The sequence below is a fragment of the Methylobacterium sp. ap11 genome, assembly GCF_900110515.1.
Taxonomy (GTDB): domain Bacteria; phylum Pseudomonadota; class Alphaproteobacteria; order Rhizobiales; family Beijerinckiaceae; genus Methylobacterium; species Methylobacterium ajmalii.
The window spans coordinates 35,593-47,768 of record NZ_FOEB01000004.1 but is presented as its reverse complement, the minus strand read 5'-3'; the positions used below and the strand labels follow the sequence as shown (position 1 = coordinate 47,768).

The 12,176-nt window shown below is 71.5% G+C and carries 11 protein-coding genes; 4 read left to right on the top strand and 7 right to left on the bottom strand.

What is annotated here, in order from left to right; genetic code table 11:
• Positions 1-22: 22 nt before the first annotated feature.
• The 7 genes from BMX97_RS06840 to BMX97_RS06810 form a co-directional block, all read right to left on the bottom strand.
• Positions 23-1,192: an ABC transporter substrate-binding protein gene (locus BMX97_RS06840; RefSeq protein WP_091747174.1), complete on the bottom strand. Its 1,170-nt coding sequence runs from the start codon at positions 1,190-1,192 to the stop codon at positions 23-25.
• 154 nt (positions 1,193-1,346) lie between these two features.
• The gene (locus tag BMX97_RS06835) at positions 1,347-2,930 is read right to left on the bottom strand and encodes a tripartite tricarboxylate transporter permease (RefSeq protein ID WP_091747171.1); all 1,584 of its coding nucleotides are present in this window, start codon (positions 2,928-2,930) and stop codon (positions 1,347-1,349) included.
• Positions 2,931-2,934: 4 nt separating this feature from the next.
• The gene (locus BMX97_RS06830) at positions 2,935-3,390 is read right to left on the bottom strand and encodes a tripartite tricarboxylate transporter TctB family protein (protein ID WP_091747168.1); all 456 of its coding nucleotides are present in this window, start codon (positions 3,388-3,390) and stop codon (positions 2,935-2,937) included.
• 2 nt (positions 3,391-3,392) lie between these two features.
• On the bottom strand, positions 3,393-4,340 hold the full coding sequence (locus BMX97_RS06825) for an SMP-30/gluconolactonase/LRE family protein (RefSeq protein ID WP_091747165.1): 948 nt from the start codon (positions 4,338-4,340) through the stop codon (positions 3,393-3,395).
• Positions 4,337-4,696: an AtuA-related protein gene (locus tag BMX97_RS06820; protein WP_091747162.1), complete on the bottom strand. Its 360-nt coding sequence runs from the start codon at positions 4,694-4,696 to the stop codon at positions 4,337-4,339. The genes BMX97_RS06825 and BMX97_RS06820 overlap by 4 nt, the downstream gene beginning before the upstream one ends.
• 6 nt (positions 4,697-4,702) lie before the next feature.
• The gene (locus BMX97_RS06815) at positions 4,703-6,058 is read right to left on the bottom strand and encodes an acyclic terpene utilization AtuA family protein (protein ID WP_091747159.1); all 1,356 of its coding nucleotides are present in this window, start codon (positions 6,056-6,058) and stop codon (positions 4,703-4,705) included.
• 89 nt (positions 6,059-6,147) lie between these two features.
• A complete protein-coding gene (locus BMX97_RS06810) occupies positions 6,148-7,020 on the bottom strand; it encodes a tripartite tricarboxylate transporter substrate binding protein (RefSeq protein WP_177202139.1) in 873 nt (290 codons plus the stop codon).
• A gap of 372 nt (positions 7,021-7,392) precedes the next feature.
• Between BMX97_RS06810 and BMX97_RS06805 the strand changes: the two genes are divergently transcribed.
• From BMX97_RS06805 to BMX97_RS06790, 4 genes are read left to right on the top strand one after another with little or no spacing between them, the layout of a single operon-like run.
• On the top strand, positions 7,393-8,523 hold the full coding sequence (locus BMX97_RS06805) for a thiolase family protein (protein WP_091747929.1): 1,131 nt from the start codon (positions 7,393-7,395) through the stop codon (positions 8,521-8,523).
• The gene (locus BMX97_RS06800) at positions 8,520-8,900 is read left to right on the top strand and encodes a Zn-ribbon domain-containing OB-fold protein (RefSeq protein ID WP_091747153.1); all 381 of its coding nucleotides are present in this window, start codon (positions 8,520-8,522) and stop codon (positions 8,898-8,900) included. The genes BMX97_RS06805 and BMX97_RS06800 overlap by 4 nt, the downstream gene beginning before the upstream one ends.
• Positions 8,900-10,999 carry an acetate--CoA ligase family protein gene (locus BMX97_RS06795; protein WP_091747150.1) on the top strand — a complete coding sequence of 700 codons (2,100 nt, stop codon included), beginning with the start codon at positions 8,900-8,902 and terminating at the stop codon, positions 10,997-10,999. Before BMX97_RS06800 ends, BMX97_RS06795 begins: the two co-directional genes overlap by 1 nt.
• Complete coding sequence (locus BMX97_RS06790; protein ID WP_091747148.1) at positions 10,996-11,973, top strand: tripartite tricarboxylate transporter substrate binding protein; 978 nt, start codon at positions 10,996-10,998, stop codon at positions 11,971-11,973. The genes BMX97_RS06795 and BMX97_RS06790 overlap by 4 nt, the downstream gene beginning before the upstream one ends.
• Positions 11,974-12,176 lie beyond the last annotated feature (203 nt).

Below are 12,176 nucleotides of genomic sequence, written 5' to 3'. Positions count from 1 at the left end.
GGGTGGCTCCTCTGTCTCGCGATCACCGGGGCGCCGCCTCGTAGCAGCCGTCCCGGAACGAGGCGGCGATGTCGGCGACGATGTTCTTGTCCGGGAAGCCGTTGTGGTCCTGCGGGCTCCAGCTGTAGCTGGCGTAGACGCCGGGAAGGTCCCGGGTCGATTCGAGCACCGCCTTGATCTTCTGCGGGTCGGTCGATCCGGCCTGCCTCACGGCGTGCTCGATGATCTTCACGGTGTCGTAGCCGAGGGCGACCCACCAGAAGGTGAAGTCGATGGTGCCGCCGAGCGCCGGCTTGATCTTGTCGATCAGGGCCTGGGTCCGCGGCGGCAGCTTGCCGTCGACGTAGGTCGTGCTCTGGTAGCCGGCCGCGAAGGCGTTCTGCCAGTAATCCGGCTTGTTGAGCAGGGCCTTGATCGGAAGCGCCATGATCGCGGGATGGCCCACCACCGGCACGTCCCAGCCCATGTCGCCGCGGGTGTTGAGGATCCGGGCCATCAGGCCGGTCGCGGCGGTCCAGGGCATCACCACGTCGGCCCCCGCCGCCCGCGCCTTGGTCATCTCGTCGGTGAGATCGGTCTTGTTGGGATCGACCAGCACCGAGTAGACCGGCTTCACCCCCGCCTGCTCCAGGAGCGCGGCCGCGGTCTTGGCGCTGGACGTGCCGTAGCCCGAGGTGTCGCCGATCACCGCCACCTTCCGGCGCTTGAGCACGTCGAGGGCGTAGGCGTTGCCGCCCTCGATCCACTGCCGGTTGGTGTTGATCGCCCGGAACGCCAGCGGGTACTTCTTCGGATCGGTGAGTTCGTCGATCGTCCCGATGACGATGTTGGGGATGCCGGCCCGGGCGACGATCGGCACCGTGGCGAGGGATTCGCCGGAATTCACCGGCCCGATGACGAACTGCACCTTGTCGCTGAACAGGAGCTGCTGGGCGAGGTTCACCGCCTTGGTGGGCTCGCCCGCGGTGTCGCGGGTGAGGAGTTCGAGGGGGCGGCCGTCGATGCCGCCGGCCGCGTTGATCTCCTTGATGGCGAACTGCACGCCCTGGTTCTCGGCGATGGCCGCCGAGGAGAGCGGGCCGGTGAGCGAGGAGAGCCATCCGATGCGGATCGGCTCGGCGGCTCGGCCGGGTCCCGACGAGAGCACGCCGAGGCACGCGGCAAGCCCGCAGATCCATACTGATGATCGCATCCCACACCTCCCCTGCCGGATCGGACCGGCTCGTTGTCTCGACGATCGGCCGCGACACGACGCTCCACTTCCGGAGACGGCGGCTGCATTGCGTTCCCTCTCCGGGTGCCGCAGGGCTGCCCGGGAAAGGAGTGGCGCCGGTTTCCCCGTCCCCTCACACCTCGAGCGACCCGGTCACCGCGGGCGCCTCGGCCGGCGCCATCCGGCGGCCCCGCTCGTCCCCGGCCAGCACCGCATCCACCCGGGAGCGCCGCCGGCCGCGCCAGGCGAGGACCACCTGCATGCCCACGAGCAGCAGCCCCAGCGCCACGAAGGTCGCGCTGATCGGGCTGCCGACGAAGGTCCACGGATCGCCCCGCGAGAGCAGCAGGGCGCGGCGGAAGTTCTCCTCCAGCCGCGGGCCGAGCACGAAGCCGAGCAGCACCGGGGCCGGATGGAAGCCGAGCCGCATCAGCCCGTAGCCGACGATCCCGATCACCAGCGTCTGCAAGACGCCGAACATCTCGTTGTTCGTGCTGTAGACGCCGACGCAGATGAAGAACAGGGCGCACGGATACAGGAACCGGAACGGGATCTGCAGCAACCGCACCCAGATCCCGATCAGCGGCACGTTGAGGAGGACGAGGAGGATGTTGCCGATCCAGAAGCTCGCGATGAGGCCCCAGAACACGTCAGGATGCTCGGTCATGAGCTGCGGGCCCGGGGTGATGCCCTGGATGATCAGCGCGCCGAGGATCAGCGCCATCACGGCGTCGCCCGGGATGCCGAGGCTCATGGTCGGCACGAAATCGCCCTGGACGGAGGAATGCGTCGAGGCCTCCGGGCTCGCGACGCCGCCGATCGCGCCGCGGCCGAACCGCTCCGGATGGCGGCTCACCCGCTTCTCGGCCGCGTAGGCGATGAAGGAGGCGATGGTCGGACCCGTTCCGGGGATCAGCGAGCACAGGCTGCCGACCAGGGTCCCGCGCAGGATCGGCAGCGCGGCCTCGCGCAGGTCGGCCCGGCTCGGACGCATGTCGCGCATCCGGACCCTCACGCCCGACAGATCGCCGACGGTGAGCCGATTGATGCTCTTCAGGAACTCGGCGATGCCGAAGAACCCGAGCGCCACCGCCACGAGGTCGATCCCGTTGTAGAGCGACATCGCCCCGAAGGTGAACCGGCTCGTCCCGGTGTCGAGGTCGCTGCCGACGCAGCCGAGGATCAGCCCGACGAGCGTCATCGCCACGCCCTTGAGCGCCGAGCCCCGGGCCAGCGTCGCCCCGGCGAGGAGCCCGAGCAGCATCAGGGTGCTGATCTCGGCCGGGCCGAACTGGAAGGCGATGCGCACGAGGAGCGGCGCGAACAGGATCATCTGCACGATGCCGAAGGCGGCGCCGAAGAACGAGGCCAGCATCGTGATGCCCAAAGCCACGCCGCCGCGGCCCTGGCGCGTCATCGGATAGCCGTCGAGGCAGGTCACCGCGTGCGAGGGGTGGCAGGGCAGGTTGAGCAGGATCGAGCAGATCGCCCCGCCATACTGCGCCCCGTAATAGATCCCCGCCAGCATCAGGATCGCGGCGACCGGCGGCATCCCGAAGGTGAGCGGCAGCAGGATCGAGATCGTCGCCATGATGCCCATCCCGGGCAGTACGCCGATGAGGTTGCCGATCAGCACGCCGACCAGGCTGAACAGGAAGTTGTGCGGCTGCAGCGCGATCGAGAAGCCGTGGATCAGGTTGGCGACGGTGCTGTCCATGACCCTATCCCCGCCAGAACGGCATCTGGAACTTCAACGCCAGGGTGAAGACCAGCCCCGCCACCACGGTCATCGCGAGCGCCAGGACCAGGGCGGCGCGCACGCTGCCGCTGCGGTCGCCGAGCGCGGAGACGAAGACGCAGGCGAAGGTCGCGGGCCCGAGGCCGAGATGCTCGCCGAGCACCATGAACAGCACGATCCCGAGCACGATGCAGAACCAGCCGCGCCAGTCCGGCCGTCCCCCCTCCCCGGCCTCGTGCTCCGCCGCCTCCGGTGTCGCGGCGATGAGCAGCCCGACCGCACCGAGGGCGCAGCCGAGGAGCATCGGGAAGAGGCCGGGGCCGACCCGCGCCAGGGTGCCGAGGCCGAGGGTGCGGGCCTCCAGCACCACCGCGAGGCCCAGGAGGAGCATCAGGCCGCCCGCGCCGTAACGGCGGGCGAGGGACGCGGAGGCGTGCATGCTCAGCCCCGCGGGTTCAGGTGGTGGAGGGGCAGGCCCGGCCCGTCCCAGGGCAGGGAGACGAGGCGCCCGGTCGACGACAGGGTGACGTAGGCGGTCCGCAGCTCCGGGCCGCCGAAGCAGATGTTGGTGACCCATCGCTCCGGCATCGGCACGCGGCGCACGGAGGTCCCGTCCGGCGACACCACGGTGATGCCGCCTTCCACCAGGGTGGCGACGCAGATGTTGCCGGCCGCGTCGACCGCGAGCGAATCGAAGCGGTGATAGCCGGGCAGCCCGACCAGAAGGCGCCCGCCATGGGGCGAGGGAAACGGGTGCCGCCGGATCTCGCCCGGGCCGACGAGGTCGAAGGCCCAGAGACGGGCGGTCTCGGTCTCGGCCACGTACAGGGTGGCGCCGTCCGGCGACAGGCCGACACCGTTCGGCGTGAAGATCGGGAAGACCACCTCGCGGATCGCGCTGCCGTCGGCGCGCGCGTAGTAGACCGCGCCGCGGTCCTGGTCGCGCGCGCGCACCTTGCCGAGGTCGGTGAAGTAGAAGCCGCCCAGCCCGTCGAAGACGAGGTCGTTCGGCCCGTTGAGCCGGCGTCCGTCGCACTCCCGGTACAGCACCTCGACGGCGCCGGTGGCGAGGTCCACCGCCTCGATCCGGCCGCCCGAGTAGTCTTCGGCCTGCCCGATCGGCCGCAGCCCGCTCGGGTCGCCCTCCGGCGTCCAGCGGAAGCCGCCGTTGTTGCAGATGTAGCAGCGCCCGTCCGGGCCGATCGCCGCCCCGTTCGGGCCGCCCCCGGGCCGCGCCGGATGGGTCACGGTGCCATCCCTCGCCACCCGGGTGAGCGTGCCGCGGGCGATCTCGACGAGGAGCACCGAGCCGTCCGGCATCGCGATCGGGCCCTCGGGGAAGCGCAGGCCCCGGGCGAGTTCGGTGAGCGATGGGATCGCGGCCATCATGCCACCTCCGGGTGGTAGTTGCGCAGGAGGTTCGCGGCCTTGTCCGGCACCTCCATCTCGAAGCCGAGGATCGCGGCGGAGAGGGCCTTTCCGTAATTGTCGAGGCAGAGGGAGCGGGACACGCCGCCGCCGAGCGCTCCCTCGGCGACGAAGTTGAGCACGCCCAGCCGGTCGACCGCGTAGCGGGTGACCTGGCCCGTCACCATGCCGGCGTAGAACGCCTTGAAGCGCTCGGCGGTGAGCTGCTCCTTGAGGTAGGGGTAGAGGTCCGGCTCGTAGGCGATGACCGTGATGTTCGAGGTGTTGCCCTTGTCGCCGGAGCGGACATGGGCCACGTGCTGCAGGGGCAGGCGCATGGGCTCTCAGCTCTCGTAGAACGTGATGACGGGGGACAGCGCCTCGCGCGGGACGAGCGACGACCACACCCCGATCACCTCGCGGGTGCGGTCCTGGTGCGGCACGCGCTTGCCGGTCATACCGACGCCCGACACCGCCATGCCGTCGACCTCGCGGCCGACCTTGAGCGCTTCCTCGCGGGTCCGGGTGCGGGCGGCGACCCGCACGGCGATCTCGTAGGGCTCCGGGCCGGTCCGCGCCGCACTGCCGCCGTGGATGGCGTTGAGGCCGACGAAGTCGATGCGGATCTCCTCGGCCTGAAGGCCGACGATCCGGAAGCGCTCCTCCAGGATGCGCTTGGCGAGTTCCGCCCGGCGCAGGGCGCCCGGCCCGGCGTAGAAGAACATGTCCTCGCCGACGAAGCCCTCCTGGCAGGCGATCGACACCTTGAGGGTCGGCGTGCGCGGCTTACCGGAGATGCGCGACACCCGCACGCGGTCGTGGCCGACCTCCTCGAGCTCGGTCGTGGTGAAGTCCACCACCACGTCCGGCGTGATGTAGTTCGCCGGGTCGTGCACCTCGTAGAACAGCTGCTCCTTCAGGGTCCTCGTGGTGACCGCCCCGCCCGTCCCGGCGACCTTGGTGATCACCGCCGAGCCGTCGCTCTCGACCTCGGCGATCGGGAAGGCGAGGTCCCAGGGGTCCGGCACGTCCTTGAAACCGGGATCGCAGAAGTAGCCGCCGGTCGCCTGCGCGCCGCATTCGAGCACGTGGCCGATGCCGTTGCCGGGCCCCAGGCGGTCGTGGTCGAGGGGATCCCAGCCGAATTCGTGCATCATCGGCGCCATGAAGATCGACGGGTCGGCGACCCGTCCGGTGACGACGATCTGGGCTCCCTCCCGCAGGGCCGCGACGATCGGCTCGGCGCCCATATAGGCCTCCGCCGAGACGATCGAGCCGGCGAGCGAGGCGCTCGGCCGTCCGTCCTCCATCAGCGTGTCGGTGAGGTCGAGGACCCGGTCGGTGATCAGGCTGCCGGAGATCGCCGCGACCTTCGTGCCCTTCGGCGCCCCGCATTCGCGCAGCCAATGGACGATCCGCCTCGCCGCGCCCTCCGGGTTGATCCAGCCCTGGTTGCTGATGATCCGGGTGCCCCGCCGCAGGCAGCCGGGCAGCACCCGCTGCATCCGGTCGTCGAGGTAGGTGTCGTAGCCGGGAAAGTCCGGATCGCGGCGCTTGCGCACCTGCGCGGCCGAGATCGTCGCCTCCGCCATGGTCTCGAAGCAGAGATAGTCGAGGTCGCCCCGCTCGGCGTTGAGGCGCGCCGGCTCCAGCCGGTCGCCCCACCAGGCCGAGCCCGATCCGATCCGCAATCCCGCCATCCCGATCCTCCCCGTCCGCGACGGTGACGCCGCAATTCTTGTTTTGCCGGCGACGCCGGAATTTCGACTTGGCTGATGATTCAAAAAAACTATTCGACGGCGACGCCGGTCTTGGCGACGATCTCCGGCCACCGGGCAACCTCGCTGCGCACCAGCTGCCCGAAGGCGTCGGGGGTCATGCCGCCCGGCGTCGCGCCGAGCTCGAGCAGGCGGGCCGTGGTGTCCGGCTCCGCCAGCACGGCGGCGATGCGCGATTGCAGCAGGTCGACGACCGATCTCGGGGTCCCGGCGGGCGCGAGCAGCCCGAACCAGGCCGAGACTTCGTAGCCGGGCACCCCGGCCTCCGCCATGGTCGGCACGTCCGGGAGTCCGGGGAAGCGGGTCGCCGTCGTCACGGCGAGCGCCCGCAGCGTTCCGGCCCGCACGTGCCCGATCGCCGAGGGCAGGTTGTCGAACCCGAGCTTGATGTGGCCGGCGATGAGATCGTTCAGCATCGGGCCGCCGCCCCGGTAGGGGATATGGGTGAGCGGGATCCCGGCCATCACCTTGAGGAGTTCGCCCGACATGTGCGGCGAGCCGCCCGTCGAGGTCGAGCCGAAGGCCAGGCCCCCGGGCGTGGCGCGGGCGAGCCGGATCAGCCCCGCGACGTCGGCGACTCCGAGCGAGGAATTGGCCAGCAGCACGTTCGGCGTGGAGGCGACGACGGTGATCGGTGCGAAGTCGCGCACCGGATCGTAGGGCAGGCTGCGGAACACCGCGGCGTTGATGCCGTGGGTGTTGATGGTCGCCATCACCAGCGTGTAGCCGTCCGGCGCGCTGCCCGCGACGGCCTTGGTGCCGATGTTGCCCGAGGCGCCCGGCCGGTTGTCCACGATGGCGTGCTGGCCGAAGCGCTTGTCGAGCCGGTCGGCGACCAGGCGCGCCAGGATGTCGGTCGTCCCGCCGGGCGGGAACGGGACCACGATCCGGAGGATCCGCTCCGGATAGGCGGTAAAAGCCGTCCCGGGGACGGCCAACGACGCAAGCAGGCCCAAGCACAGCCCTAAGCACAGCCGACGGTCCACGGTGCCTCTCCGTGCGTGTCGCGAATGCGCCGCCCCTTCGGGGTAAGTTCCGTCGAGCGGAACTCATGCGGTCGCCTTCGCTCCTCCCTCGCCCGCCGCGATCGAGATCGTTCCTGCGGACGTAACAGTGTTGACAGGGTCTAACTGGGAAGGCAACCATCTTCCCAACAGAGGCCGCCCGGAATTTTCGAGCTGCCCACCCGGAGGACGCCCGATGCTTCGTTCCGCTCGATGGACCTGCACGCCCCTGCCCGTGCCGGCGGTCTCCCGGTGAGCCTCGTCACGGGTGTCGGGCTGACGCCGTTCGGGCGCCACGAGGGGCGGTCCACGCTCGACCTGATGAGCCTCGCGGCCGCCGACGCGCTGACGGACGCGGAGCTTGAGCGGGGCGACATCGACGGGCTGATCACCGGCTACTCGACCACCCACCCGCACCTGATGCTCTCGACCGTCTTCGCCGAGCATTTCGGCTTACGCCCGACTTACGCGCACGCGGTGCAGCTCGGCGGCGCCACCGGCTTCGCGCTGGTGATGCTCGCCCACCTCCTGGTCGAGGCCGGGGCGGCGCGGCGGATCCTGGTGGTGGCGGGAGAGAACCGGCTCACGGGCCAGTCCCGCGACGCCGCAATCCAGACCCTCGCCCAGGTCGGCCATCCCATCTACGAGGTGCCGCTCGGCCCGACGATTCCCGCCTATTACGGCCTCGTCGCCGCCCGCTACGCCCACGAATACGGCGAGCAGGACCTCGCGACGCTCGCGGTCTTGATGCGTGCCAATGCCGCCCGAACGCCGGGCGCCCACCTGCGCGATCCGATCACCGCCGCGGAGGTCCGGGCCTCGAAGCCCATCGCCTCACCCCTGCGCCTGCTCGATTGCTGCCCGGTCTCGGATGGCGGTGCGGCCTTCGTGATCGCCCGGGACGAGGCGGGGCGGCGCGGACCCCGCATCCGCGGGGCGGCCCAGGCCCACACCCATCAGCACGTCAGCGCCGCGCCCTCGCTCACCGCCTTCGGGGCGGGGGACTGCGCGGCCCGCGCGCTCGCCGCGGCGGGCGTCGGTCTGCCCGACATCGGCTACGCGGCGATCTACGACAGCTTCACGATCACCCTGGCGATCCTCCTGGAGGAGATCGGCCTCGCGCCGCGGGGCGGGGCCGGGCGGCTCGCCGCCGAGGGGCATTTCGATCCTGCCGGCGCCATGCCGCTCAACACCCATGGCGGCCTCCTGAGCTACGGCCATTGCGGGGTCGGGGGGGCCATGGCGCACCTCGCCGAGACCGTGCGTCAGATGCGCGGCGAGGCGGGTCCTCGCCAGATCCCGCCGCCGGCCCTGGCGCTGCTGCATGGCGATGGCGGCGTCCTGTCCTCCCATGTCAGCCTCGTGCTGGAGAATGCCCGATGAGCCCGGACCCCACGAGCCGCGAGCCCGCGGACTGGACGCGGGGCGGCGAGGGCCTCGCCTTCGCGCGCTGCCGCGCCTGCGGGCACATCCAGTATTTTCGCCGCCCGTTCTGCCCGTCCTGCGGCGGCGGTGACCTCGCGGTGGCGCAGGCCTCCGGCCGCGGCCGGGTCTACGCGCTGACCACCGTGGCGCGGGCGCCATCGCGGGAACTCGCCGCCCACGCGCCCTACGTCGTCGCGCTGGTCGACGCCGAGGAGGGCTTCCGCTTCATGGCCCACGCGGCCGAGGGGCTGGCGATCGGCGCGCCCGTGAACACCGCCTTCCGGGCCTTCGGGGCTGTGCGCGTCCCTTATTGCCTGCCGCAGGAGCGTGAGTGATGTCGAATCTCGCAACGGTCCTCGACCCGCGCAGCATCGCGGTGATCGGCGCCTCGGAGAACCCGGACAAGATCGGCGGGCGGCCGCTCCTCTACCTCTCGCAATTCGGCTTTCGCGGTGAGGTCATCCCGGTCAACCCGCGGCGGGAGGAGGTGCAGGGTCTGCGCACGGTGCCGCGCCTCTCCGACCTCGCCCGGGCGCCGGACCTCGCCATCGTGGCCGTCCCGGGCGAGGCGGCGGTCGCGGCTCTCGACGAGTGTGGCGCCATGGGCGTCAAGGTCGCCATCATGATGGCGTCCGGCTTCGGCGAGACGGAATCTCCGGAGGGCAAGGCGGCAGAGCGCGCCATGGTGGCGCGCGCCCGGGCCCGCGGCATGCGGGTGATCGGCCCCAACTCGCAAGGGCTGGCGAATTTCGGCACCGGGGCGGTGGCGAGCTTCTCCAGCATGTTCCTGGAGGTCCCGCCGCTGGACGGCCCGGTCGGCATCGTCAGCCAGAGCGGCGCGATGAGCGTCGTGCCGTACGGGCTGCTGCGCGGGCGCGGCATCGGGGTGCGCCACACCCATGCCACCGGCAACGACGCCGACGTCACCGTCTGCGAGCTCGCCGCCGCCGTGGCCGAGGACCGGGCGCTGAAGCTTCTCCTCCTCTACCTGGAGAGCATCCCGGATCCGCACCACCTCGCGCAAGCCGCGGAAGTCGCGCGCTCGCACGGGTTGCCGATCGTCGCGCTGAAATCCGGCCGTACCGCGGCGGGGCAGGCCGCCGCGCTCTCCCATACCGGCGCGCTCGCCAACGAGGACCGGGTGGTGGACGCCTTCCTCGAGCAGCACGGGATCTGGCGCGCGCGCGACACCGCCGACCTCGTCGAGGCGGCGGAGCTCTACCTCAAGGGGTGGCGCCCGGAGGGCCGCCGCATGGTGGCCATCAGCAATTCGGGCGCGACCTGCGTCATGGCGGCGGATGCCGCCTCCGCGGCCGGCCTCGCCCTCGCGCCCCTGACGGAGGACACGCAAGGGGAGCTGCGCACGATCCTGCCGAGCTTCGCCTCGGTGCGGAATCCCGTCGACATCACGGCGGCGCTCATGACGAACAGCGCCCTGTTCAGCCAGATCCTGCCGGTGATCGCCCGCGACCCCTCGGCGGATGCCTTCCTCATCGGCGTTCCGGTGGCGGGCCGGGCCTACGACGTCGATGCCTTCGGCCGCGACACCGCGGCCTTCGCGGCCGAGACCGGCAAGCCGGTGGTGATTGTCGCGCCGCAGGAACTCGTCGCACGTCCGTTCCGCGAGCGCGGCCTGCCGGTCTTCCCCGGCGAGGCCGCCGCCGTGCGGGCGCTGCACCAGTTCATCCTCCACCACGAGTTGATGCAAGCGGCCGCCGCCCGCCCGCGGGTCGCGGCGGTCGCGCCCGCCTCCCCGCGCGCCCCCCGCCTCCTCGACGAGGCGCGGAGCCTCGCGCGCCTCGCGGCCGCCGGCATCCCGGTCGTTCCGCATCAACTCTGCCGCACGCCCGGGGAGGCGGTCGCGGCCGCCGCGGCCCTCGGCGGGCCCGTCGCCGTGAAGGGCTGCTCGCCGGACGTGGCGCACAAGAGCGAGCTCGGCCTCGTCCATCTGGGCTTGAGCGACGCCGCTTCCGTGGCGGCGGCCTTCGAGGCGTGCCGGACGGGGCTCGCGCGGCACGGGGGCGCCTTCGCGGGGGTGATCGTCGCCGCGATGCGGCGCGGGCGGCGCGAATTGATGCTGGGCGCCCACCGCGACCCGTTCTTCGGACCGGTCGTGGTGGTGGGTGACGGCGGCCAATACGTCGAGGCGATGCCCGACGTCGCCCTGCTGCTGCCGCCCTTCGACGAGGACGACGTGCGTCGGGCGATCGGGCGCCTGCGCATCGCGCCGCTGGTCGCCGGCACGCGGGGCGAGCCGCCGCTCGCCCTCGACCGCTACCTCACCGCCGCGGTCGCGGTCGGCCAGCTGATGACGCAAGACCCCCGCATCCTGAGCCTCGACGTGAACCCCGTCGTGGTCGGCCATGCCCCGGACGATTGCGCGGCCCTCGATGCGGTCGTGTTCGAGAGCGACGAGGAGGACGACACGCCATGATCCGACGCCGAGACCTCGTCGCCTGCCTCGCCGGAGCCGGCGCCCTCGCGCTGGCGCCGCGGCCCGCCCGCGCCGCCGCCTGGCCGGCGCGGCCCATCGGCGTCGTGGTGCCCTATCCGCCCGGCGGCTCGACGGACATCACCGCGCGGATCGTCGGCGAACGGCTGTCCGTGGCCCTCGGTCAGCCTCTCGTGATCGACAACCGGTCGGGGGCCGGCGGCAACCTCGGCATGGATGTCGTCGCCCGCGCGGCGCCGGACGGCTACACGCTCGGCGTCGCCACGACGGCGCACGCCATCAACATGACGTTGTTCCGCAAGCTCAACTACGACACGCTCAAGAGCTTCGCCCCCGTCGCACTCCTCACGGAGAACCCGCTCGTCCTGGTGGTGCCGGAGGCGGCGCCGTGGCGCGACGTGCGCGCCCTCATCGCGGCGGCGAAGGAGAAGCCCGGCGCCCTCAACTACGCCTCATCGGGCGTCGGCCAGTCGACGCATCTCGCCGCCGAACTCTTCGCCGCCATGGCAGGAATCAAACTCACGCACATCCCCTATCGGGGCAGCGCGCCCGCGATCACCGACGTCATCGCGGGGCGGGTCGATCTGATGTTCGACACCACCCAGTCCGTACTCTCGCACGTGGAGGGCGGACGCGTGCGGGCGCTCGGCATCACCTCGGCGGAGCGGCTGCCGCGGGCCAAGGACATCCCGACGATCCGCGAGGCCGCCCTGCCCGACTACGTCGCCATTGCCTGGAACGGGCTGGTGGCGCCCCGGGGAACCCCCGCCGACACGGTCCAGCGCCTCAACGCCGAGATCGTCCGGGCGCTGCAGGAGCCGGGAATCGTCGCGAAGTTCGAAGCCCTCGGGGCCACCACCCGACCGCTCTCGACAGAGGCGTTCGGCGCCTACATCGCCGACGAGATCGCCAAGTGGGGCTCCGTGGTGAAGCAATCGGGAGCGACGCTCGACTGAGGATACGGTCCCCCGGCCGGAGACTGGTTCGAGACCGGATAAGGCGCGCCGCCGCGCGTGTCGGCAGCAACGACGTACGGGGTGACGATCAGGGGGCACAGACGCAGGGCTGAGCAGCGCGATCCGACGCAAGCTCAACTGTTACAAGCGGAGGACCGAAGACAGACGGTCGCGGCCACCGTGAGCTCACGAACTGGAGGACG

Coding starts and splice junctions, on each gene's coding strand:
- BMX97_RS06790 (WP_091747148.1), top strand. CDS start 10,996: ATGATCCGACGCCGAGACCTCGTCGCCTGCCTCGCCGGAGCCGGCGCC.
- BMX97_RS06825 (WP_091747165.1), bottom strand. CDS start 4,340: ATGATGGCCGCGATCCCATCGCTCACCGAACTCGCCCGGGGCCTGCGC.
- BMX97_RS06830 (WP_091747168.1), bottom strand. CDS start 3,390: ATGCACGCCTCCGCGTCCCTCGCCCGCCGTTACGGCGCGGGCGGCCTG.
- BMX97_RS06820 (WP_091747162.1), bottom strand. CDS start 4,696: ATGCGCCTGCCCCTGCAGCACGTGGCCCATGTCCGCTCCGGCGACAAG.
- BMX97_RS06800 (WP_091747153.1), top strand. CDS start 8,520: ATGAGCCCGGACCCCACGAGCCGCGAGCCCGCGGACTGGACGCGGGGC.
- BMX97_RS06815 (WP_091747159.1), bottom strand. CDS start 6,058: ATGGCGGGATTGCGGATCGGATCGGGCTCGGCCTGGTGGGGCGACCGG.
- BMX97_RS06795 (WP_091747150.1), top strand. CDS start 8,900: ATGTCGAATCTCGCAACGGTCCTCGACCCGCGCAGCATCGCGGTGATC.
- BMX97_RS06840 (WP_091747174.1), bottom strand. CDS start 1,192: ATGCGATCATCAGTATGGATCTGCGGGCTTGCCGCGTGCCTCGGCGTG.
- BMX97_RS06835 (WP_091747171.1), bottom strand. CDS start 2,930: ATGGACAGCACCGTCGCCAACCTGATCCACGGCTTCTCGATCGCGCTG.